Origin of the sequence: Streptomyces sp. NPDC050617, from assembly GCF_040654795.1 — a bacterium.
Lineage (GTDB): Bacteria > Actinomycetota > Actinomycetes > Streptomycetales > Streptomycetaceae > Streptomyces.
Genome location: NZ_JBFAIS010000011.1, coordinates 232,532 through 254,750, shown reverse-complemented (window position 1 = coordinate 254,750; position 22,219 = coordinate 232,532). Strand labels below are relative to the sequence as shown.

At 71.2% G+C, this 22,219-nt stretch carries 23 protein-coding genes; 12 read left to right on the top strand and 11 right to left on the bottom strand.

Translation table 11 applies throughout. The annotated features are described in order from the left end of the window. A partial coding sequence (locus AB0I49_RS17850; RefSeq protein ID WP_363227888.1) for an ATP-binding protein occupies positions 1-345 on the top strand: 345 nt, incomplete at its 5' end. 73 nt (positions 346-418) lie between these two features. Here AB0I49_RS17850 and AB0I49_RS17845 read toward each other — a convergent pair. Beyond that, on the bottom strand, positions 419-1,480 hold the full coding sequence (locus AB0I49_RS17845; RefSeq protein WP_363227887.1) for an alpha/beta hydrolase-fold protein: 1,062 nt from the start codon (positions 1,478-1,480) through the stop codon (positions 419-421). Between the two features lie 235 nt (positions 1,481-1,715). Here AB0I49_RS17845 and AB0I49_RS17840 point away from each other — a divergent pair, with 235 nt between their 5' ends. The 5 genes from AB0I49_RS17840 (at position 1,716) to AB0I49_RS17820 (ending at position 6,107) form a co-directional block, all read left to right on the top strand. Then, entirely contained in the window at positions 1,716-2,210 is a 495-nt protein-coding gene (locus AB0I49_RS17840) for a universal stress protein (protein WP_363227886.1), read from the top strand. Between the two features lie 190 nt (positions 2,211-2,400). Continuing rightward, positions 2,401-3,540 (top strand): HoxN/HupN/NixA family nickel/cobalt transporter, encoded by a 1,140-nt coding sequence (locus AB0I49_RS17835; RefSeq protein WP_363227885.1) that lies wholly within the window; start codon positions 2,401-2,403, stop codon positions 3,538-3,540. Between the two features lie 160 nt (positions 3,541-3,700). Next, the gene (locus AB0I49_RS17830; protein WP_363227884.1) at positions 3,701-4,108 is read left to right on the top strand and encodes a rodlin; all 408 of its coding nucleotides are present in this window, start codon (positions 3,701-3,703) and stop codon (positions 4,106-4,108) included. Between the two features lie 180 nt (positions 4,109-4,288). Further along, positions 4,289-4,693, top strand: a complete 405-nt coding sequence (locus AB0I49_RS17825; RefSeq protein WP_363227883.1) for a rodlin — start codon at positions 4,289-4,291, stop codon at positions 4,691-4,693. 175 nt (positions 4,694-4,868) lie between these two features. Next, the gene (locus tag AB0I49_RS17820) at positions 4,869-6,107 is read left to right on the top strand and encodes a cytochrome P450 (protein WP_363227882.1); all 1,239 of its coding nucleotides are present in this window, start codon (positions 4,869-4,871) and stop codon (positions 6,105-6,107) included. Between the two features lie 16 nt (positions 6,108-6,123). Here AB0I49_RS17820 and AB0I49_RS17815 read toward each other — a convergent pair whose 3' ends face one another. The 5 genes from AB0I49_RS17815 to AB0I49_RS17795 are packed head-to-tail and all read right to left on the bottom strand — an operon-like array spanning position 6,124 to position 10,357. After that, positions 6,124-7,395 carry a cytochrome P450 gene (locus AB0I49_RS17815; RefSeq protein ID WP_363227881.1) on the bottom strand — a complete coding sequence of 424 codons (1,272 nt, stop codon included), beginning with the start codon at positions 7,393-7,395 and terminating at the stop codon, positions 6,124-6,126. Then, a complete protein-coding gene (locus AB0I49_RS17810; protein ID WP_363227880.1) occupies positions 7,392-8,006 on the bottom strand; it encodes an ATP/GTP-binding protein in 615 nt (204 codons plus the stop codon). The genes AB0I49_RS17815 and AB0I49_RS17810 overlap by 4 nt, the downstream gene beginning before the upstream one ends. Continuing rightward, complete coding sequence (locus tag AB0I49_RS17805; protein ID WP_363128379.1) at positions 7,987-8,343, bottom strand: DUF742 domain-containing protein; 357 nt, start codon at positions 8,341-8,343, stop codon at positions 7,987-7,989. The genes AB0I49_RS17810 and AB0I49_RS17805 overlap by 20 nt, the downstream gene beginning before the upstream one ends. Beyond that, the gene (locus tag AB0I49_RS17800; RefSeq protein ID WP_363227879.1) at positions 8,340-8,741 is read right to left on the bottom strand and encodes a roadblock/LC7 domain-containing protein; all 402 of its coding nucleotides are present in this window, start codon (positions 8,739-8,741) and stop codon (positions 8,340-8,342) included. The genes AB0I49_RS17805 and AB0I49_RS17800 overlap by 4 nt, the downstream gene beginning before the upstream one ends. Continuing rightward, positions 8,738-10,357, bottom strand: a complete 1,620-nt coding sequence (locus AB0I49_RS17795) for an ATP-binding protein (protein WP_363227878.1) — start codon at positions 10,355-10,357, stop codon at positions 8,738-8,740. The genes AB0I49_RS17800 and AB0I49_RS17795 overlap by 4 nt, the downstream gene beginning before the upstream one ends. 247 nt (positions 10,358-10,604) lie before the next feature. On the opposite strand from AB0I49_RS17795, the gene AB0I49_RS17790 reads away from it, so the two are divergent. Further along, positions 10,605-10,826, top strand: coding sequence for a hypothetical protein (locus AB0I49_RS17790; RefSeq protein WP_363227877.1), 222 nt, complete (start codon positions 10,605-10,607; stop codon positions 10,824-10,826). 18 nt (positions 10,827-10,844) lie between these two features. On the opposite strand, the gene AB0I49_RS17785 is transcribed toward AB0I49_RS17790, so the two are convergent. Further along, a complete protein-coding gene (locus AB0I49_RS17785; RefSeq protein ID WP_363227876.1) occupies positions 10,845-11,189 on the bottom strand; it encodes a MerR family transcriptional regulator in 345 nt (114 codons plus the stop codon). Positions 11,190-11,568: 379 nt separating this feature from the next. Here AB0I49_RS17785 and AB0I49_RS17780 point away from each other — a divergent pair, with 379 nt between their 5' ends. After that, complete coding sequence (locus tag AB0I49_RS17780) at positions 11,569-11,772, top strand: cold-shock protein (protein ID WP_363227875.1); 204 nt, start codon at positions 11,569-11,571, stop codon at positions 11,770-11,772. A gap of 97 nt (positions 11,773-11,869) precedes the next feature. Here the strand turns inward: AB0I49_RS17780 and AB0I49_RS17775 are convergent, their stop codons facing one another. Continuing rightward, the gene (locus tag AB0I49_RS17775; RefSeq protein WP_363227874.1) at positions 11,870-13,258 is read right to left on the bottom strand and encodes an alkaline phosphatase; all 1,389 of its coding nucleotides are present in this window, start codon (positions 13,256-13,258) and stop codon (positions 11,870-11,872) included. Positions 13,259-13,540: 282 nt separating this feature from the next. Then, a complete protein-coding gene (locus AB0I49_RS17770) occupies positions 13,541-15,160 on the bottom strand; it encodes an NRAMP family divalent metal transporter (protein ID WP_363227873.1) in 1,620 nt (539 codons plus the stop codon). Between the two features lie 571 nt (positions 15,161-15,731). Between AB0I49_RS17770 and AB0I49_RS17765 the strand changes: the two genes are divergently transcribed. Both AB0I49_RS17765 and AB0I49_RS17760 read left to right on the top strand, forming a co-directional pair. After that, complete coding sequence (locus AB0I49_RS17765) at positions 15,732-17,486, top strand: ABC transporter permease subunit (protein WP_363227872.1); 1,755 nt, start codon at positions 15,732-15,734, stop codon at positions 17,484-17,486. A 57-nt stretch (positions 17,487-17,543) separates the two neighbouring features. Further along, a complete protein-coding gene (locus AB0I49_RS17760; protein ID WP_363227871.1) occupies positions 17,544-18,956 on the top strand; it encodes a nitrate/sulfonate/bicarbonate ABC transporter ATP-binding protein in 1,413 nt (470 codons plus the stop codon). A gap of 20 nt (positions 18,957-18,976) precedes the next feature. Here the strand turns inward: AB0I49_RS17760 and AB0I49_RS17755 are convergent, their stop codons facing one another. Next, complete coding sequence (locus AB0I49_RS17755; RefSeq protein ID WP_363227870.1) at positions 18,977-20,257, bottom strand: helix-turn-helix transcriptional regulator; 1,281 nt, start codon at positions 20,255-20,257, stop codon at positions 18,977-18,979. Between the two features lie 186 nt (positions 20,258-20,443). Here AB0I49_RS17755 and AB0I49_RS17750 point away from each other — a divergent pair, with 186 nt between their 5' ends. Continuing rightward, complete coding sequence (locus tag AB0I49_RS17750; RefSeq protein WP_363227869.1) at positions 20,444-20,905, top strand: hypothetical protein; 462 nt, start codon at positions 20,444-20,446, stop codon at positions 20,903-20,905. Between the two features lie 102 nt (positions 20,906-21,007). Then, the gene (locus tag AB0I49_RS17745; protein ID WP_363227868.1) at positions 21,008-21,703 is read left to right on the top strand and encodes a class I SAM-dependent methyltransferase; all 696 of its coding nucleotides are present in this window, start codon (positions 21,008-21,010) and stop codon (positions 21,701-21,703) included. Between the two features lie 4 nt (positions 21,704-21,707). Here the strand turns inward: AB0I49_RS17745 and AB0I49_RS17740 are convergent, their stop codons facing one another. Next, positions 21,708-22,106 (bottom strand): metalloregulator ArsR/SmtB family transcription factor, encoded by a 399-nt coding sequence (locus tag AB0I49_RS17740; RefSeq protein WP_363227867.1) that lies wholly within the window; start codon positions 22,104-22,106, stop codon positions 21,708-21,710. Positions 22,107-22,219 lie beyond the last annotated feature (113 nt).

Genomic DNA, 22,219 nt, shown 5'->3' with positions numbered 1-22,219 from the left:
CCCGTTGCGTCGAAAAGGTGCACGGCGGGTTCGGGCCGGGGGCCACTGGAAAAGGAACTGCTCAGCAGAAACCTCGCCAGTGGCCTACCGGTACTTCGGCACGGCGCGTGCCGGGTGGACGAGGAGCTCATCGAACTCGTCCTGTGGCCCGCCGACGGGCACTACTGGCTCGCCGTCTCCGACCCGGGTACCGGCAAGCCGGCACTGGCCCGCCCGGACGCGGACTCCGAGAGCGGCCGGGGGCTGGTCCTCGTCGACAGCCTCGCCGCCGCCTGGGCCGTGCGGCCCCGTCCCACGTGCGGGACATCCGTGATCGCGGGCCTCGCCCTTCAGCGGAGTGGTTGACCCGGCGGAGCGGTCGGCGGGCACGGGCCGGGCTGTGCGGGCGGCCGTACAAACCGGCCCGTACGCGCTTCGTCTACATGACCGGGGAGTTGAGCTGCTGGCTCAGCCAGTTGAAGGCGGCCGGGTACATCTTCTGCCAGGTGTTGTAGTTGTGGCCCCCGGATTCGATGGTCATCGCCTTGACCTTGACCCGGCTGCCCTCCGCCGCCTTCTCGAACTCCTTGATGTACTTCACCGGGCTGTCCCGGTCCTGCCGCGAGGTGGCGAGGAACAGCGAGACGTCGGCCTTGGAGTGGCGTACCAGGTAGGTCGGGCTGTTGTGCTTGCGCAGTACCGGGTCGGGGATGACGTCAGGGTCGCCGGTCAGCGGGTCCGGGTCGAGGGCGACGCCGGCGCCGAAGATCTTCGGGTACTGGAGCGGCAGCTTGGCCGCGCAGTACGCGCCGGTGGAGATGCCCGCCAGGCCCCACGCCTTGGGGCCGGTCTCGGTGCGGAAGTGGTGGCGCACCAGTTCCGGCACGTCGTCGGTGAGCCAGGTGGCGACCTTGCGGCCGGGGGTGTTGGAGCAGTCCGTGTCGACGCCGCCCGGGTTGACGATCGGGATCACGAGGATCGCCGGCTTGGCGATGTCTTCCTTGATCAGCTTGTCGAACGCCTTGGGCATCCCGCCGTGCTCCAGCCAGGACTGCGGGGAGCCGGGCACGCCGTGCAGCAGCGTCACGACCGGGAACTTGGTCTTGCGGTACTCGGGCTGGTCGTACTGCGGCGGGGTCCAGATCATGACCTGCCCGGAGAGCTTGGAGTGCGCCCCGTGGAAGTAGGTGTCCTGCATCCGGCTGTCGCTGTGGATGAACTTCGCGCGCTCCGGCGGCGGGCCGGGCATGGCCACCGGCGCGCCCCCGTCGTCCCTGCCGAGCCAGTCGTCCCAGGACGCGTACAGCCCGTAGCTCTGGTTGATCCAGACCAGCACCACGGAGACCGCGGTGAGCTGGCAGAGCGCGATCATTACGACGCGGGACAGCCAGCGCATCGGGCGTGGGCCGGGGATCTTCGACCAGAGCAGCAGGGTGGCCAGGACGGCCAGCACGGTCGCCAGGATCAACACCACGAACAACGGTGTTCCGGTCAGACTCATCCCGCGAGCTCTCCTCTGCTCAGCTGTCCGGCGCCTCCGCCGGTCGGCGTTAAATGACCATAATCGCCGTATATGACCTATGACGGCTGGGTTGGTTCCCTCCTGGCCGTCAAGACGAGAGCACCCCGCCGCGCGTTCCAGCAACGCGGTCGTCGATAATCACAGTCAGGCCCATACCGGGTCATTCACCGCGAACCGTGGATTCATAGAGTTTCGGGGAGATGGGGAGATGACAGTGAGTAACGCCGCAGCGGGACGGATCGTCGTCGGTGTCGACGGGGGCGAGCCCTCCAAGCGGGCCCTGCGCTGGGCCGCCCGGCAGGCGTCGCTGACCGGCGCCGAACTCCAGGCCGTGATCGCCTGGGAGTCGCTGACCAGCTGGTCCTGGGCGGGCGTGATGCCGGTGATGCCGGAGGCGTACGTACCGGAGGAGGTCGGCGACCGGGCGCTCGCCGACGCGATCGAGGAGACCTTCGGCGGCGAGCCGCCCGTGGCGATCGAGCGCAGAGTGATTGTGGGCAACCCGGCGGACGTCCTGCTGGAGGCGGCCGAGGGCGCTGAGCTGCTGGTGGTCGGCGACCGCGGGCGGGCCGGTTTCCGGGCGGCGCTGCTCGGCTCCGTCAGCCATCACGTCACCCAGCACGCGCCGTGCCCGGTGGTCGTCGTACGGGGCGCCGAAGAGGGCGCCGACGGTGCCACGGCCTCCCCGGAGACGGCTGAAAGCGCGTGACCAGCGGAAAAACGGAGTAAAAGTACCGTCACGGCCGGGTGGGCGGGGGTTATCGGGCGTCTCAACGATGTCTGGAAATGGCCTGCTTTGCCCGGCCGTTCTGCATGGAAACCGCAGTTGCATAGTGTTTGCAACAAGGTGTCGAGCCTTCTACGGTCCCGACGGGGGCCGGGTCGAGGAAGGCTGGTTCATGAGCGGTTCAGCAGGTCGGAACGGTACGGCGGCGGGCCGCATGGCCCGGATACGCGCCTCCCTGACGCCCAAGGAGTGGCGGAACGTCCTCGGCATGGTCGGCTTCATCGCCCTCCTGCACGTCGTCGGCTGGTTCACGCTCGTCGCGCTCATCGCCCCGCACCACTACGCCGTCGGCGGCTCCGTCTTCGGCGTCGGCATGGGCGTCACCGCGTACACGCTCGGCATGCGGCACGCCTTCGACGCCGACCACATCGCGGCCATCGACAACACCACCCGCAAGCTGATGGCCGACGGCAAGCGACCGCTCTCCGTCGGCTTCTGGTTCTCGCTCGGCCACTCCTCCGTGGTCTTCGCGCTCTGCCTGCTCCTCTCCTTCGGCGTACGGGCGCTGGCCGGGCAGGTGGAGAGCGACTCCTCCACCCTCCAGAACTCCGCCGGGCTCATCGGCACCCTGGTCTCCGGCTGCTTCCTGCTGCTCATCGCCGCGATCAACGTCGCCGTGCTGGTGGGCATCGCGAAGGTGTTCCGCCGGATGCGGCAGGGCGACTACGACGAGGCCGAGCTGGAGGAGCAGCTCAACAAGCGCGGCTTCATGAACCGCATCCTGGGCCGCGCCACCAAGGCCGTCCGCAAGCCCGGCCACATGTATCCGATCGGCTTCCTCTTCGGCCTCGGCTTCGACACCGCCACCGAGGTGTCGCTGCTCGTGCTGGCCGGCGGCGCGTCCGCCTTCAACCTGCCCTGGTACGCGATCCTGACGCTGCCCGTGCTGTTCGCGGCCGGGATGTGCCTGCTGGACACCATCGACGGCTCGTTCATGAACTTCGCCTACGACTGGGCGTTCTCCCGGCCGGTCCGCAAGGTCTACTACAACCTCACCATCACCGGTCTCTCGGTGGCCGTGGCCGTCATCATCGGCGGCATCGAGCTGATCTCGATCCTCTCCGACCAGCTCGGCTGGGACACCGGCGTCATCGGCTGGATCGGCTCCCTGGACCTGAATTCGGTCGGGTTCGTCATCGTCGGCCTCTTCGCCGCCGTCTGGTTCGTCGCCCTGGCCGTCTGGCGCTTCGGCCGTATCGAGGAGAAGTGGTCCGCCGGGGTCCGGCCGGCCGCCGCGGAGCGCGGACAGTAGCAGGGCCGTCGGCCCTTCCGGACCCCGGCCAATGCCCGTTCAATACCGGCGCGGCGTAAAGGGCCCGAAGGAGTGAATGCCCGGAACTTCTTTTAAGTACCGGAGTTATTCAGTTCGCTTTCCCAGCAGGGGCGCTTCACGACGATCGAAAGGCATAGACGTGCTCAAGAAGGTACTCGCCACGGCAGCCCTGACGGTTTCCGCGGTCGGCACCATCGCCGGCCCCGCGGTGGCGGCCGGCAACGATGACGACCTCAACAACGGCAACGCCGCCGAGTCCGCCTACGGCAACACGCACACCGGCGGCAAGCAGAGCCCGCAGATGAGCCTGATCCAGGGCACGCTCAACAAGCCCTGCGTCGGCATCGGCAAGCTCGGCGTCCAGTCGGTCGTCGCCCTGGTCAACGTCGGTCTCCAGGACATCCCGATCCTCACCTCGCAGCAGCAGCAGCAGTGCGCCGACAACTCCTCGATCAAGGACGGCGACGACCAGCTGTCGCACATCCTCGACGAGATCCCGGTGCTGTCGGGCAACGGCTCCGCCAACGGCTCCGGCAACGGCCGCTGACCTCCGCGTCGGGTCCGAAATTCCCTCTGCGGCGGGTGTGCAGCCCCGCCGCAGGGGGTTTTCGTGTTTCCGGCAGGCCGGTCCCGATGGGCCGAATGAGTGAAGTGTAATAACCTTCTCGGACTTTTCGAGTTGGGCAGGTAGCTCTCTATTCACCGACCCAGAGCGAAGGAATACATCGTGCTCAAGAAGGTACTCGCCACGGCGGCCCTGACGGTTTCCGCAGTCGGCACCGTCGCCGGGCCCGCGATGGCTGTCGGCAACGACGACGAGGTCAACAACGGCAACGCCGCCTCCCAGAGCTACGGCAACACCCACACCGGCGGCTACATGAGCCCGCAGATCGGCCTGATCCAGGGCTCCCTCAACAAGCCCTGCATCGGCCTCGGCAAGCTCGGCGCCCAGTCGATCGTCGGCCTGGTCAACGTCGGCATCCAGGACGTGCCGATCCTCTCCTCGCAGCAGCAGCAGTCCTGTGTCGAGAACTCCTCGATCAAGGACGGCGACGACGCGCTGTCGCACATCCTCAACGAGGTCCCGATCCTGTCCGGCAACGGTTCGGCCAACGCCTCGGCCAACCGCTGACCGTACGGCGGAGCCCGCGACAGCTCTGCGGTCACCGGGCCCCCGGCCGCCGCGTCCCACCGGACGCGGGGCCGGGGGCCCGGCGCGTGTCCGGGCGCCGCGTCCGGCGGGCCCGTTATGCATCGTGATGTCGGAGCTATTGAAAAGTTGTGGGCTTCACGATGATCTTGGCCCCATGACGACGAACCGAAACGCGCCGGACATCCTCTCCCCGGAGTTCGCCGCGGATCCGTACAGCGCGTACCGCATCATGCGGGATGAATTCCCGCTGATCCGGCACGAGGCCATGCAGAGTTACATCGTCTCCCGGTACGAGGACGTGGAGCGGGCCTTCAAGGACCCCGCGTTCACCACCGACAACTACGACTGGCAGTTGGAGCCCGCGCACGGCCGCACCATCCTCCAGATGAGCGGCCGCGAACACGCCGTGCGGCGCGCCCTGGTGGCCCCCGCCTTCCGCGGCAACGCCCTCCAGGACCACTTCATGCCGGTCATCGAGCGCAACGCCCGTACCCTCATCGACGGCTTCCGGCACACCGGCCGGGCCGATCTCGTCGCCGACTTCGCGACCCGCTTCCCCGTCAACGTCATCGTCGACATGCTCGGCCTCGACCAGGGCGAGTACGAGCGGTTCCACCGCTGGTACACGGCGATCATCGGGTTCCTCGGCAACCTCTCCCAGGACCCCGAGGTGCATGCGGCGGGCGTCCGCACCCGCGAGGAGTTCGCCGCCTACATGCTGCCCGTCATCCGTGAACGCCGCGAGAACCTCGGCGACGACCTGCTCTCCACCCTCTGCTCGGCGGAGATCGACGGTACGAGCATGAGCGACGAGGACATCAAGTCGTTCTGCAGCCTGCTGCTCACCGCGGGCGGCGAGACCACCGACAAGGCGCTCGCCGGCATCGTCCGCAACCTTCTGGACAACCCCGAGCAGCTCGCCGCCGTCCGCGCGGACCGCTCCCTGATCCCGCTGGCCTTCGCGGAGACCCTGCGCTACACGCCGCCGGTGCACATGATCATGCGTCAGGTCTCCGAGGACGTCGAGATCGGCGGCGGCACGGTGCCCGCGGGCTCCACGGTCACCTGCCTGATCGGGGCGGCCGGCCGGGACGAGCGCCGGTACGCCGACCCCGACGCCTTCGACATCTTCCGCTCCGACCTGAGCGCGAAGAACGCCTTCTCGGCCGCCGCCGACCACCTCGCCTTCGCGCTCGGCCGGCACTTCTGCGTGGGCGCGCTGCTCGCCAAGGCCGAGGTGGAGACCGGCATCGGGCTGCTGCTCGACGCCATGCCCGACCTGGCCCTGGCGGACAGCTTCCGCCCGACCGAGCAGGGGCTGTTCACCCGCGGCCTCGAAGCCCTGCCGGTGACCTTCACGCCCGGCCCGGTGGCCGCCGCGGCCGGCGCGTAGCCGGCCGCGCCCGGATTCAGCCCCCGCTCGGCGGCACGTAGGCGGGGGTGAATCCGACCGGCAGCGCCGCCAGCCCGCGCATCCATACCGACGGCCGCCACACCAGCTCCCGCGCCTCGACCGCCAGCAGCACGTCCGGCAGCCGGTCCAGCAGGATCTCGACGGCCGCCTTGGCGATCACCTCGGCGATCTCCGGGGCGGGGTACGGGCACGAGTGCTCGCCGTGGCTGAAGGACATATGGGCCTGGTTGCCCTCGGAACCGGCGTACGAGTCCGGCCGGACCTGCGGATCGTTGTTCGCGGCGGCCAGCCCGAGGACGAGCAGGTCGCCGGTGCGGATGCGCTTGCCGCCCAGCTGGGTGTCGCGGGTGGCCCAGCGGCCGATGAAGTTCTGCGTGGGCGTGTCCTCCCACAGCACCTCGTTGAGCGCCTGCCCGACGCTGCGCCGGCCGCCCGCCAGCGTCACCGCGAACCGGTCGTCGGTGAGCATCAGCCGCAGCGTGTTGCCGATCCAGTTCGCCGTGGGCTGCTGGGCGGCGGCCATCACCACGAGCAGATCGATGACGATCTCCTCCTCGGCCAGCCCCGCCGCGTGCCCCAGCAGCCGGGAGGGCACGTCCGGACCCGGATGCACCCGCTTGTCCTGCACGAGGCGCCCCATCCGGGCCGCGACCCGCTGGTGCGCCTCGATGGCCCCCTCGCTCTCGTCGAGCGAGTCGGCGATGTCCCGTACCAGCGGGGGTATCTCGGAGTCCGGCAGACCGAACAGCTCGGCGACGACCAGCAGCGGCATCCGGAACGCGAAGTCCGCCATCAGGTCCGCCTCGCCGCGCCCCGCGAACGAGTCGATCAGCGAGTCGGCGACCCGCTCGCAGATCTGCCGCAGCTCGAACTGGTCGACGGCGGCCAGCGCGTCGCTGATCGCCCCGGCCCGCCGCCGGTGCTCCGGCCCCTCGGCGAACATCACCGACGGCTGGTAGCCGACGTAGGGCATCAGCGGCCAGTCGGGCGGGATGCGGTCCCAGGCGTGCCAGCGCCGGGAGTCGCGGGCGAACAGCTGCGAATCGCCGGCGACCTGGTGCACCTCCCGGTAGCCGAGCACGAACCAGGCGGGTATGCCGCCGTCCAGCAGGATCGGTGCGACCGGGCCGTGGACGCGGCGCAGCTCCCGGTACAGCCGCGCCGGATCGCTCTGGAACCCCTCCCCGTACAGGGGCACGGCTCCCTGGTGCGCGGGGCAGCCCGGCGGCGGTGCTGCGGCGTCGGGCGAGGGGGGCTGGTACGTCACGGTGTGATCTCCCGGGCGGACAGGGCGTAGAGGTGGTTGACGAGCGCGATCAGGACCTTCTTGCTGGAGTCCCGGTCGCGCGCGTCGCAGTCGATCAGGGGCACGTCCGGGGAGAGGTCGAGCGCCTCCCGCACCTGCTCCAGCGTGTGCTGCGGGCCGGGGCCGCCGAAGTCGTTGCGGGCCACGATGAACGGCATCCGGTGGTGCTCCAGGCGGTCGATCGCGTACCAGGAGTCGTCCAGCCGTCTGGTGTCGACGAGCACCACCGCGCCCAGCGTCCCGGAGAACAGCCGGTCCCACAGGAACCAGAACCGCTCCTGGCCGGGCGCGCCGAACAGATAGAGCACGGCCTGATCGTTGATGCTGATGCGGCCGAAGTCGAAGGCGACGGTGGTGGTGGACTTGGTCTCCACGCCCGACGGGTCGTCGACGCCGATGCCCGCCCGCGTCATCGTCTCCTCGGTGTTGAGCGGGCGGATCTCGCTGACGGAGCGGACCATCGTGGTCTTGCCGACGCCGAAGCCGCCGACTATCACGATCTTCAGGCCGTTGTCCGCGGTGCTCCGCAGGTGGTCGCGGCCGGCGGACGGCTCAGAGACGGTGGAGTGCAACGAGCACCTCCTTCAACAGGTCGGGGTCGGGAAGCTGGGCCGCGGCCGGCGCCGAACGCGGGTGGCGTGCGGTGATCCGGCCCCCGTCGAGCAGGTCGCAGAGCAGGATCTTGACGATGCTGACGGGCAGCCGCAGCTCCGCGGAGATCTCCACGACCGCCACCGGGTACTGGCACATGGCGAGGATCCGGGCGTGCTCGGACTGCATGCCCGGGGTCGGATCGCATTCGCTGACGACGAGGGTGACCAGGTCGAAGCGGCTCTCGTCGGCGCGGCTGCGGCCGCCGGTGACGGTGTAGAGCCGGTCCGGGTCGTCGTCGGGCCCCAGCCTCCTCATGCCGATCGGCGCGGGGCGGCGCTGAGGTAGTCGCCGATCTGCTCGACCAGCTCGTTCATGTTGAAGCCGATGACGCCGACGTCCGCGTCCTCCGTCGCCACCACGGCCAGGTGCGCGCCGTGCCCGGCCTCCACGATGAACAGGATGCCGCCGTGGAACTCGGCCATCGCCTGCCGGACGCCGCCGGAGCCGTCGCCGAACTCGACGGACGCGCCGTGCGACAGGCTCTGGATGCCGGACGCTATCGCGGAGAGCTGGTCCGCCTGGTCCACGGAGAGCTCCTTGGAGTGGCAGAGCTTGAGGCCGTCCTTGGACAGCACGAGCGCGTGCCGGGTCCCCGGGGTCTTCTGGAGGAGGTTCTCCAGCATCCAGTCGAGGCTGTGGTCGGTGGTGTTCATCGGGGGTCGTCCTCCGGGCGGGCGGGGGTGGGGGTGTTGGCGGTGTCGGAATTGTTGCCTTGGACGGCTCTGCGGAAGGTGCTGAACCGCGCCGCGGCCTCCTCGCGGGAGCGCGGGGGCGGCACGTCGCCGCGCGAGGGCGTCGGGGAGGGCGCGGCGGCCAGCGTCTGGCCGCGCCGCCGCTTGGGCAGCCCGCTGTCGCCGAGCACGGGGGCGGCGGGCGCCGGGGCGGGGGGCTGCTGTACCGGCGGCTGCTGCATGGGGGGCTGCTGCTGTACGGGCGGCTGCGCCGGGGGCTGCTGGTATCCGGGTTGCTGGTAGCCGGGCTGCTGTACGGGCGCGGCCGGGGCCTGCGGGGGCGCGGCGGGGGGCATGGGGGCGGCCTCGGGCAGGGGCGTGCGCCCCGGCGTGGCGGGCGTACGGGCGTGCCGCGGCGTGCTCTGCTCCGCCAGGGCCGGCGCCGGGGCGGACTGCTGCGCCGGGGCGGCGGGGGCGGCCGGGGCGGCCTGCTGCGCGGGGGCGGCCTGCGTGGGCTGGGTGACCAGCTGCTGGGGGATGAGGATCACCACGCCCGTACCGCCGCGCGACGAGGGCCGGAAGGAGACGGACAGCCCGTGCTTACGGGCCAGGCAGCCCACCACCGCGAGGCCCAGCCGGGTGCCGGAGAGCGTCAGCAGGTCGAGGGTCTCGGAGGAGACGGCCTGCTCGGCGCGGCGCAGCGCGGCCTCGCTCATGACCAGACCGCCGTCCTCGACGGTGATCACGATGCCGGCCTGGGCCTCCTCCACATAGACGTGCGCCTCGGAGGACGGCGGCGAGAAGGTGGTGGCGTTGTCCATGATCTCGGCGAGCGCGTGCATGATGCCCTCGGCGGCGTGCCCGGCGACCGCGGCCGAGCTGCTGGAGTGCAGCCGCACCCGGCGGTAGGCGCTGATGCGGCCCATGGCGCCGCGCAGGATCGACTCCATCGCGATCGGCTTGGTCCAGCGGCGGCCCGAGCGGGCCCCGGTGAGCACGGCGATGCTGTCCGCGAGGCGGCCGGCCTGCGCGGTGCTGTGGTCGAGCTTGAGCAGGTCGCCGAGGACCTCCTCGCCGTGCCGGTGCTCCATCTCCCGCAGGTCCGCGAGCATGCTGGTGGCCAGCGCCTGGACGCGCCCGGCGGCGTTGGCGCAGGCGGACATCGCGGCGGCGCGCATCCGCTCGCCGCGGCCGACCTCCTCGGCCAGGATGCGGACGATCCGCTGGTGCGCGCCGTCGGCGGGCTGTCTGACGTGCGCGAGGGCGGTGTCCACGGACGAGCCCCGGCGCAGTACGGCGACGAGCGCGGGCAGCGTGTCGTCGGCCAGCCGGCCGGCCTCGGCCTCCAGCGCGGCGATCTGGTCGCGGCGGGCCCGTGCGGTCCGCACGCTGTGCGCGGTCATGGCGAGCGAGAGGCTCAGCAGCGCGGCGGCGGCCCCGCCGCACCAGGCGACCGGGGTCTGCACGGAGACCGGGGCGGCCAGCGCCGCCCAGAGGCACAGACCGCCGGTGACGGCCGCCGCGGCCAGCAGGACGAGCAGCGCTTGCCCCACGGGTGGGCGTACTGCCTGCTGGCGGGTGGATATGAGTGCTGACATCAAACTGGTCCTTGTGAACGGTTGATGGCGTGGGGGGCCAGGCAGCGCGAGGCGTTGCGGAGATCGTTCAGCACCATATCCGCTCCGCGTGGCGCGGCAACTAGCCGTCCGAAGGGTGACGTTGGCACGGGGTGCCGTAGCAGGCGCGCTCCGCCGGCACCGCACTGACCTGGCCGTTCCGTTTCGCTTGCCGGTCAAGGGCGTTGAGGCGTGACGGGCGCGCCCCCGCGGGCGCATACTGACCGCAATGACGAAATCAGCCGCGCCCAGGCGCCATCTGCCCACCAGCCCCTTCAGCGCACCGACCGTCAGCCCGCCCAAGAAGTTCGCCGTCGGCGAGCGCGTCACCCACGATCAGTACGGCCTCGGCCGAGTCGTCGGGGTCGAGGAGGACCTCGCCGTGCTCGTGGACTTCGGTTCCCGGCAGGAGCGGCTCACCACGCCGTTCGCCCGACTCAACAAGCTCTGAGCACCGGAGCGCCGCCCGTCAGGGCCCTTCGTCCGGCGGCGCTCCGGCCGAGCGGCGCAGCTCCTCGTTGAGCCGTAGGGCGTCGTCGAGCTGGTCCTCCAGGACGATGATGCGGCAGGCGGCCTCGACCGGCGTGCCCTGATCGACGAGTTCGCGGGCGCGGGCCGCGGTGCGCAGCTGGCCTCGGGAGTAGCGGCGGTGGCCGCCCTCCGAGCGCAGCGGGGTGATCAGGTGCGCCTCGCCCAGGGTGCGCAGAAAGGCGGCGGTGGTGCCGATCATTTCGGCGGCGCGCCCCATGGTGTAGGCGGGGTAGTCGTCGTCGTCGAATCTGTCGGTCGCCGCCGGGCGGGTTGTGTGGGGCATCGCACCTTGTCTTCGTGAGCGCTGCGTGGCTCCTCAAAGCTATCGAGGCGGTGCGCGCATGTCTATCGTGGCGGCTGTAGATATCGTCGCGGCCCGCGTGCAGAATGTGTCGCCGCCCGCCCATAGGGTTTATTCGGGCACGCTCCCAGAATTCATGGAGCGATTAGAGAAGCTGTAGAGTTTCCGGTTCGATTCGGGAGGGGCGTGCTATCGTCGAACCAGTTGCAGTTGTGGTTCCCGAGAACTCTGTGCACCTCTGGCCCACGGGCCGCAGGCGCATTTTTGTTTTGCCGGTAAATATTCCGGATGGGGCAACATCGCGGCTACGCGGGATTCACGCGGTGTGGATCCTCGGCTCTGCCCCAGAAGGAGAATTGATATGGCCAGCGGTACCGTGAAGTGGTTCAACTCGGAAAAGGGCTTCGGCTTCATCGAGCAGGACGGCGGCGGCGCCGACGTCTTCGCCCACTACTCGAACATCGCCACCCAGGGCTTCCGTGAGCTCCAGGAGGGCCAGAAGGTGACCTTCGACGTCACGCAGGGCCAGAAGGGCCCGCAGGCGGAGAACATCACCCCCGCCTGACGTCGTCAGACGTACCTCGTGACCGGGGCCCGCACCGTGACGGTGCGGGCCCCGGTCCGTATGTCCGGAGGTCCGGGCTGCTGCGCCGGGGGCTTTGTCAGCCCAGGTTCAGCGCCGTACGGATCGTGGTGTTGAGGTCGGTCTGGTTGGTGACCCCGAGCACCCGGTACGCCTCCGGGCCCTCGGCCGCGATGCGCACCTCGGTGCCGCTGTGCTCCTGCGACTCGCCCACCGGGGCCGTGCCGTAGCTGACCTTCATCTTCTGGCCCTCGTTGGTGACCAGGGTGGAGCTCATGCCCGCCGGGTCGGTGTCGACCGGCACGATCTGGCTGCTGTGGCCGTGGTCGGCGGTGGTGATGACCAGCGTGTCGGGGTGCTTCTTGGCGTAGTCCCGCGCCACCTTCACGGCGCGGTCGAAGGCGGCCGTCTCGCCGATCTGGCCGCACGGGTCGGCGGCGTGGTCCTCGCTGTCGATGTTGGCGCCCTCGACCTGGAGGAAGAAGCCCTTGTCCCCGGCCTTGTGGGACTTCTTGGACTTCTCGGCCTGCTTCGCCTCCAGCAGCTGGATGGCCTGCGTGGTCTGGTCGGCCAGCGTCGGGGTGCCCTTGGGGCGCTCGGGGTTGCTGGTGACGCAGCGCTGCGGGTCGGTGCCCTTGCCGGTGGCGTGCTTGCCGGTCCACTCGATCGGGATGTCGTAGTCGGCGAAGAGGCCGAGCACGGGCTGTCCGGCCTTGGCCTTCTTCATGGCCTTGGCGTCGGTGACGACCTGGTAGCCGAGCTTCTTCGCCTGCTCGGTGACGGTCTTGCCCTTGTACTTCCCCTCCTTCACCTTCTGGTCGAAGTGGCCTTTGCCGCCGCCGAGCAGCACGTCGACCTTGTGGTTGACGCTCTGCTCCGCGATCGACCCCGGACCGCCCTTGCTGATGCGGTCCACGGAACACTTCTTCATGTCCTCGGGGCCCTGGCAGTCGCGGTCGGTGACGTGCGATGCCTGCACGGCGGGGGTCGCGTCGGTGAGGTCGGCGGTGGTGATGGAGCCGGTGGCGAGGCCGCCCTTCTGGGCGAGTTCGAGGAGCGTGGGGATCGCCTTGTTGGTGTCCGGCGTCTTCGACACCCGGCCGTTGACGGTCTTGTGGCCGGTCGCCCAGCCGGTGCCGCTGGCGGAGGAGTCGGTGACGTAGTCCGGCTTGCCGTGCTTGTCGACGGAGTACGTGGTGTACGCGCCGGTCATCGGGAACGTGTCCATGTTCAGCCGGCCGGCCGCGCCCACGGTGTAGTTGCGGGCGAGGGTGATCTCGGAGTCGCCCATGCCGTCGCCGATCAGCAGGATGACGTTCTTGGCCGGGCCGTCCTTCACGGCGGCGCGGACCGAGTCCGCCGGGCCGAAGGCGCTGGCGCCGGCGGGCACGGCGACGGCGGTCGTGAGCAGCACGGCGGCGCTCCACGTCACATGGCGGCGGGTCAGGCGCAGTCTTCGCACGAGCATTTCCCTCTCTTCGGCCGGCCGGATGCCGACGGAGTGAAGCACAGCAGCGACTGGTGAATCCAGAGTGACGACGCGATGGCTTGAAGGCGACCAAGGCCCTGGCGGGCGGGGTGGAACAGACCATTCCGCGGGTGATGCGGAATGCGCGACCCCGGTGAAGTCGATGTTCGTGGCGGTTCATAAGAGTGAACACTGTGCGGATATATAGGCGTGGTCGTCTCCCGGTCCGGCGATCTGGCTGATTCCGAACCGTCGAACCATGGACGCGGCTGACAGGGCGGATCAGTGCCCGGCGGCCAGCTGCACCGTACGGACGATCACCAGGACCGCCGCCACGAGGAGGTACGTGCGCAGCGCCGTCAGCCCCACGCGGCGGCCGGTGGACATCCGGGGCCGGGGCAGCGCGGCGAGCGGCGGCATCCGCCAACCGGCCCTGCCCGTACGGTTGATGGGCCGGCCGCCGCGCGCCCACCCCTTGCGGACGCGGCGCACCTCCGCGTACCCCACGGCCAGCAGCCCCGCGCACCCGCAGGCCGCCGCGGCGGCGAGGATCGCGGCCGTCCCGAGACCGGGGAAGAGGACGGAGGCGGTCAGGATGAGGGAGAGGGCGACCAGGACCGCGACGACCAGGCAGGCGAGGGCGTTGGTCCAGCGGCCGTTGACCCAGGGGCCCAGCACGGACCGGTCGTTGCAGAGCAGCAGCAGGAAGACCGTGGCCGCCGGCAGCAGCACCCCGGCCAGCGCCTGCACGCCCTCGGTGAGCAGGCCGAGCGGCGCGCCGGGGGCGAGCACGGTGCCGGCGGCGGCCAGTACGAGCCCGGCGAAGACGGCGTAGAAGGCGCCCGCGCCGCGCACGCCCCGGTGCAGGGAGTGCCGGAACCCCAGGACGTCGCCGAGCGCGTACGCGCTGGACAGCGAGACCGCGGCGGCGCCGATGACCGAGGCGTCCAGCAGCGCGATGGCGAAGAGCACGCCCGCCACCTGGCCCGCGCGGGCCTCGACGCCGTGCGCGATCCCGGCGGCGTCGGTGAAGTGCCCGGCCCCGGCGGTCCCGGCGAAGGCCGCCGCGCCGATCCCCGTCAGGGCGGCGGCGCCGATGATCACGAGGGCGATGCCGAGGGCCAGGTCGGCCCGCGCGTACCGCAGGAAGCGCGGCGTGACGCGCTTGTCGGCCACGTAGGACTGCTGGAAGAAGAGCTGCCAGGGCGCGACGGTGGTGCCGACGATCGCGACGATCAGCAGCATGACGTCGGAGAGCGGCGAGCCGTGCGGCAGGCCCGGCACGACGAAGTCGTGGGCGGCGCGCGAGGTGGCGGGGTGGGTGAGGAAGTAGACCGGTACGAGCAGCAGGGAGCCCAGGACCAGCCCGATCGCGGCCCGTTCGAAGCGGCGGAACGAGCCGGTGGCGGCGACGGCGATCACCACGGCCGCGGCGAGCAGCACGCTCGCGGTGCGGGGGAGGCCCAGATAGCCGACGGCGAGGGCGACGCCGATGAACTCGGTGACCAGCGTCAGCGCGTTGAGCAGGAAGAGGTCGATGACGGAGAACGCGCCCCAGAACTTCCCGAACCGCTCCAGGATGAGCCGCGCGTGCCCGACCCCGGTCACCGCGCCGAGCCGCAGCGACATCTCCTGGTTCACGTACAGCACGGGGATGAGCAGCAGCAGCGTCCACAGCAGCCGGGTGCCGTGGTCCTGCCCGGCCTGGGCGTACGTGCCGAACGCGCCCGCGTCGTTGTCGCCCGCCATGACGATCAGGCCGGGGCCGACGACGGCGAGCAGCGTCTTGAACTTCGCGGAGGGACCGCGGCGCGGCGCGGTGTCGCCGGCCTCGATGGTGCCGAGCGCGCCGCGGATGGCGGCGGCGGGCGGGGGCGCCGGCGCGGTGGTCAGGTCGGTCATGACGGGACTCCAGTGCCCGTTCCTTCCGGGACCGGTCGGAACGGGCCTCGCCGCACGAGGCGTCTCCCGGATCCCGCTGGACGGCTGGAGTGTAGGCATATACTTGCGTATCGACGCAACTACTTGACGGAGTCTTGACGCGGGTTCGGCTTATTTGCGTAGAAACGCAATTAGCGGCAGACTGCCGGTGGTGCGACCTGGTCTCGGCCGGTTCCGGTCTCTATGGCCCGGCCCTGGCTCGTACGAATTCAAGTTCGGTTTCACGTGAAACCGTCAGGACCCCCGGAGTCGGCCTCGGCTCTGCAGGGACGACGCAACGGAACGGAGGCAGCCATGGGTGCCGACCCTCCCAGTCCGCGCTGCCTCCTCGGCAGCCGCTGACACGACGGCGCGCCGGATCCCCGCCGCGCCGCGCGACGGAGCGCTCGCCCGGCCCCAACGCCCGGGCGCCCTCCCCGCACTTCCCCACCGATTCTTCACCGCACGCTGGGCGGCCCCCGCCCGTGCCGTCGGCGCGCCTGCCACGCACGGGCCGCGGCGTCATGCCCACTGTGGTCCGGAGGTTCATGTCATGTCGTTCCGTACGAACGCCGCCGCCTCGCGGGAGTCGCCGCAGTCCCGCATCAAGGGCCGGCTGACCCGTCTGACCTGGGTCGACGTCGTGGTCGCCGCGGCAGTCCTGGTGCTGCTCTACCTGACCCTGAAGGTCGGCCAGGGCACCACCGTCCGCTTCTCCACCAGCCAGTCCGCGAAGGTCGACACCGACCCCGCGCAGCTCCCGTACGACGCGGCGCGCAGCCTGCTGCGGATGTTCGTCGCCCTCGCCGCGTCCATCGTCTTCACCTTCATTTACGCCTACGCCGCGGCCAAGAGCCGCCGGCTGGAACGCGTACTGATCCCGGCCCTGGACATCCTCCAGTCGGTGCCGGTGCTCGGCTTCCTGACCGTGGCCGTGTCCGGCTTCATCGCCCTGTTCCCCGGCTCACTGCTCGGCCTGGAGTGCGCGTCGATCTTCGCGATCTTCACCTCGCAGGCGTGGAACATGACCTTCGGCTTCTACCAGTCCCTGACCTCGCTGCCGCGCGAACTCGACGAGCTGTCCCGCTCGTTCCGGTTCACCCGGTGGATGCGGTTCTGGAAGGTGGAGCTGCCCGCCGGGACCATCGGCCTGGTCTGGAACGGCATGATGAGCTTCGGCGGCGGCTGGTTCTTCCTCGTCGCGTCCGAGGCGATCAGCGTGAACCAGAAGGACTACGCGCTGCCGGGCGTCGGCTCGTACGCGGGCGCCGCCATCGCCGACGGCGACCTCGGCAAGGTCGGCTGGGCGATCCTCACCATGGCCGTCATGGTCATCGGCGTGAACTTCCTCTTCTGGCGGCCGCTCACCGCCTGGGCGGAGAAGTTCAAGAACGAGCAGTCCGAGGCCAGCGAGGTGCAGCGCAGCTACGTCCTCGCCTTCCTGCGCCGCTCCAACTGGTCCCAGCTGCTGGGCCGGGCGCTGCGCCCGGTCGCCCGCGCCCTCGGCCGGGCCGGCCGCGTCCTCGGCGTCGACGACCGGCCGCTGGACATCGACCCCCGGCGGCAGCGCACCGGCGACATCGCCTTCGCCGTCGTCGCGGGCGGCCTGATCCTGTGGGGCCTCATCGACCTCGGCGGCTATCTGCACGAACGCACCGGACTCGGCGTGTTCGGCGAACCGCTGCTGCTCGGCCTCGCCACCCTCGCCCGCGTCGTGGTGCTCATCGCCGTGGCCACCGTCATCTGGGTGCCGATCGGCGTGAAGATCGGCTTCTCGCCGAAGCTGACGCGCATCGCCCAGCCGCTGGTGCAGATCCTCGCCAGCTTCCCCGCCAACTTCCTCTTCCCGCTGGCCGTCTGGTTCTTCCTCAAGACGGGACTGTCCATCGACATCGGCGGCATCCTGCTAATGGCGCTGGGCGCCCAGTGGTACATCCTCTTCAACACCATCGCCGGGGCCATGGCCATCCCCACCGACCTGCGCGAGGCCATGGACGACCTGGGCGTACGCGGCTGGCAGCGCTGGAAGCGGCTGATCCTCCCCGGCGTCTTCCCCGCGTACGTCACCGGCGGCATCACCGCGTCCGGCGGCGCGTGGAACGCCTCGATCGTCTCCGAGGTCGTCACCTTCGGCGGCACGACGCTCACCGCCACCGGCCTCGGCGCGTACATCGCCCAGGCGACGGCGGACGGCGACTTCCCGCATCTGCTGGCGGGCGTCGCGGTGATGAGCGTGTACGTCGTGGGGCTCAACCGCCTGGTGTGGCGGCGGCTCTACCGGCTGGCGGATACGCGGTACGCGCTCTGAGGCGCGCGACCCCCTGAAACTTCCGGAACCCTTCCGATTCCCTCTCTGGAGCCCGTCATGGCCCTGAACATCCTGCGCCGCATGCGCGCGACCCACACTGACAACACTGCCGGCGCCGGCATCACCGCCCCCGCGGGCAAGCTGCCGCGCGCCGCCGACGGCGAGGTGCTGCTCGCCGCCGACGGCCTGACGAAGTCGTACGCGGGGGCGGACCGCGAGCTGCCGGTGCTGGCCGGCATCGACCTGGACATCCGGGCGGGCGAGATCGTCGCGCTGCTGGGCAAGTCCGGTTCGGGCAAGTCCACGCTGCTGCGCTGCCTGGCCGGGCTCATCCCGGCGAGCTCGGGCACCGTCACGTACCGCGGCAAGCGGCTGACCGGCGCGAACCCCGGCACGGCCATGGTCTTCCAGACCTTCGCGCTGCTGCCGTGGCTCACCGTCCAGCAGAACGTCGAACTCGGCCTGGAGGCGCGGGGCGTCGCCCCCGACGCCCGAGCCGAGGCCGCGGTGCAGGCCATCGACCTGATCGGCCTCGACGGCTTCGAGTCCGCGTACCCCAAGGAGCTGTCCGGCGGCATGCGGCAGCGCGTCGGCTTCGCCCGCGCCCTGGTCGTCGAGCCGGACGTGCTGATGATGGACGAGCCGTTCTCCGCGCTGGACGTGCTCACCGCCGAGAACCTGCGCGGCGAGCTGATGGAGCTGTGGGAGTCGGGCCAGTTCCCCACGCGGGCGGTGGTGCTGGTGACGCACAACATCGAGGAGGCGGTGCTGATGGCCGACCGCATCGTCGTGCTCGGCTCGCGCCCCGGCACGATCCGGGAGACCTTCGAGGTGGGCCTGGACCGCCCGCGCGACCGCCAGTCGGCGGCCTTCGAGGACCTCATCGACCGGGTGTACCGGACGATGACGGGCCGGGCCAAGGAGAGCCGCATCCCCGGCCGCACGGAGGCGGTCGAGATGGAGAAGCGCACCGCCGCCAACACGCCGCTGCCCACGGCCAGCGTGGACGGCCTGTCCGGCCTCGCCGAGATGGTCGCCCACCGCGGCGGCCGCTTCGACCTGCCGGACCTCGCCGACGACCTGGGCCTGGAGATCGATGACCTGCTCCCGCTCGTGGACGCCCTGGAACTCCTGGACTTCGCCACGGTCAGCGAGGACGACCTGCTGCTGACGGGGCGCGGCACCACGTTCGCCGGGGCGGACGTGCAGCAGTCGAAGAAGATCTTCGCCGAGGCGGCCTGGGACGTCCCCCTGGTCCGGCTGATCACCACCAGCCTCCGCCAGAACCCCGAAGGCGCCCTCCGCGCCGGCTTCTTCCGCGACCTCCTCGCCCACCACTACACCAGCGAACAGGTAGAACAACAGCTGGAAACCGCCACCGACTGGGGCCGCTACGCCGAGCTCTACTCCTTCGACGCCGACCCGCAGGAGTACCGCCTGGACGAGGGGGGCGGGGCGGAGGGGGAGTGACGGGGGCGGGGCTCCGGGCCTCAGCCGGCCCGCACCACGGCGGAACGCAGATCCCGGACCCCCGTGGCGCGCGGGTACCGCTCGGCCAGTTCGCCGACGACGGCGCGGATCGCGGGGCGGTCCCGGACCTCGCCGGGGCTGGCGCGGTAGGCGTCCAGAAGGGACCGGGCCGTCTGTTCGGGACGATCCCAAGCCCACCAGGCCCGCGCCATGTCCGTGCACATACGGGCCCGCCGCTCGGGCGTCGCGAACTGCTGGGGCCGCAGGTGCTTCCCGGCTTCCAGCGCGGCGCCGGCGTCCCCGAGCGCCCAGTGCACGCTGACCGTGTACAGGTCCACGCCGGCCGGGCTGATGGGGAAGAGACGGCCTGCTGGAGCGGTGGACGGCAGGCGGCGGGCGGCGCGGCGGGCTTCCTCGGCCGTGGCCAGCGCCTCGGTGCGGTCCCTGCTCCGAGCCGCGGTGTAGGCCAGGGTGCAGAGCATCTGCGCGTACGCGGCCGTCGACGCGTCGGTGCGCAGCCCGGTCGCCTCCACCGCGGCGGCGGCCGATGCCATGATGCGCTGGGCCTCGGCCCCGCGGTCCTGGTGGCGCAGCACGATGGCGACCTCCCTGGCGGCAGCTGCGGCGGCGAGCGGGGAGCCGGAGACCTCGGCCCAGGTCCGGGCGCGGTCCGCGGTGAGCCGGGCGCGTTCGTAGGAGCCGAGCTTGTTCAGCACGGCGGCGCCGAGGCTGTAGACGGAGGAGAGCCGGGCCTGGTCGAGGGCCCGGCGGGAATCGGCCGCGGAATGTCCGTCCGCGATGAGGCCGGGCAGCGCGGCGAGGAGCCGCTGGTGCGAACCCTTGTCGTACAGGTCGCGGGCCGCGGTGAGGCGGGTGTCCAGCGGCCCGGTGCCGGGCGGCGGCGGGGTGTCGGCCAGGGCTTCGTCCAGGCCCGTCAGCAGGGTGGCCGCCGTGGCGGTGAGCAGCGTACGGCGGCGCATGGGGTCCTCCTCGACGTCACGCGGGCTGGCCGTCACTGTAGTGGCCGTCGGCGCTGTCAAGGGGAGAGGCGACAGCGAAGTCACCAGGATGTGTCGGGGCACGCCGACCTCGAGCGCGGCGCGGTGCACCAAGGCCAGGTCGACGATCCGGGAGCGCCGTTCCAACCGTGACACCGTGGCCGGTGAGCAGCCGAGCCGGCCTCCGAGCGCGGCCAGCGTCCACGCGCGATGCTCGCGGCCGAGCCGGATCAGCGCACCGGGGCGGCGCTGCGCCGTCAACTCGCGTGCTCTCGTGCTGTTCCAGAGCGGGTCAACGGGCATGAGGACCCTCCCACGCCGCACCACCGGGGGCCTCCACGGTACGGACGGCCGCGGCGGGACGTCGAGACCGTTTGCACGGCGTGCAAAAGCTTTGCGCGGTAAGCGAGTTGACCGCTGTCGGGCCGATCGGCGCGGTGTGCTGGAGGCATCGCCCCGATCCGCGGGGCACCGTCCATCGGAGGCACCATGGCAACCGCAGTCGCCCCTTTGGCCACCGACCCGACGACCAGTCCGGTCCGCTCCGCGCGAGACGTCGTGCCGGCCGAGCTGTGGGACAAGCAGACCGGGCTCCTGATGCGCGACTATCCGTACGACTCGGTCATGGCTGCCCGCGTCCTCGGCCAGGGGTACGCGTACCTGCTGACCGCGATGGCCCACCGGGGCGAGTCACTGGGACTCGCTCCCAGCACGCTCGTCGACATCGGCGTCCACACGATCATTCTCGACACCGTGGCCTACGCCGAGCTGTGCGGGAAGCATAACGACGGGCACTTTCTGCACCATGTGCCGAAGGTCGAATTCAAGAACGACGGCTCGGTGATGAAGACCGCGCACGTCCTCGCGGCCGACGGCTGGGAGGTCGACCTGTCGCTGTGGGAGGACGCCGCCGAGTGCGGTCCGTGTCACCCCGGCAACGACGGACACTGACCGCGCCGCCCCCGTGGGCCCGGCCGGCGGTCGCGGTCGGGCTCATGGCACGCCGGGTGAGATGTCCCCGAATCGGCTCGCCGGCCTGCCGGGCCCGCCAGGATGGGGTGGGTGACACTCCTTGCCGCAGATCTCTGGCACCACTACGGACGCGGTCGCCTCGCCGCCGACCGGGACGTACCCGAAGTGTTCCGCTGGAGCTGGAGCCAGAAGGGCGGGCCCGGCGCGGAGGTTCTCGGCGATGTCGCCGGGCTGCGCCTCGGCGATCTCGGCGCCGGGAGCGCCCGGCACGCCGCGCACCTGGCCGTCCACCACCGGCCGGCCCAGGTCGTCGCCGTCGACGGCTCGCCTGCCCAGTGCGCCATGGCCGCCGACCTGTACGGGCGCCTCGCACCGCGCCTGCGCATCGTGCGGGCCGACGCGGCCGGCCACCTGCTGGCGGCGCGGGGCGCGTACGACGTGCTGTACAGCGTTTTCGGCGCGGTGGACTTCACGGACCCGAGGGAGCTGCTGCCGGCGGCGGCCGGCGCGCTGCGGCCCGGTGGGCGGCTCGTGTTCTCCACCCTCGCCCACTACCTCGACGGCGCACCCGCGTCCCACGACGTGCGGCACGCCGACATCCCGGCCAGGACGCCGGAAGGGGAAGCGACCACGATGCGGCGCTGGGTGCTTCAGGAACATGTGTGGGCCAGGCTGCTGGGCGAATCCGGATTCACGGAGCCCTGCGTCCTCGTACTGCCCGGAGACGGCGGGCCGCGCGCGGCCGACGCGCGGCTGGTGACCGCCGGCCGGAGATAGGCGGCTACTCCGTGAGGGGCCGCCGGGCTCGGGCTCGGGCGGGGGTGGGGGCTGTGCGGGTTCTGGTGGCGGTGGTGGGGGGTGGGGCGGGGTCTTCGAAGGAGGCCGAGGCGGCCAGGGCGGCTTCTTCGAGGAGGCCCCGTACGTGCGGGCCGACGGCGCGGTAGTAGATGCGGGTGCCGTCGCGCCGGGACTCGACCAGGCCGGCCGTGCGCAGCTTCGCCAGGTGCTGGGAGACGGCGGCGACGTGCGCGCCGAGCATCTCGGCGAGGCTGCCGACGGGGAGTTCCTGGCGGCTCAGCGCCCACAGCAGCCGGTACCGCGTGGGGTCGGCCACCGCCTTCAGTACCGCGATCGCCCGGTCGGCCGCGGCGGAATCCCATGCCTCAACTTGCGCTCCCATGCAAGTATCGTAACCGGCCGCCGACGCGGGCGAGGGTGGGTGACGGGGTCCCGCCGTTCGGGGGTGTACGGACAGGACCCCGTCCATTCGGCTCCGAGCGGCGGGGCGTGGGG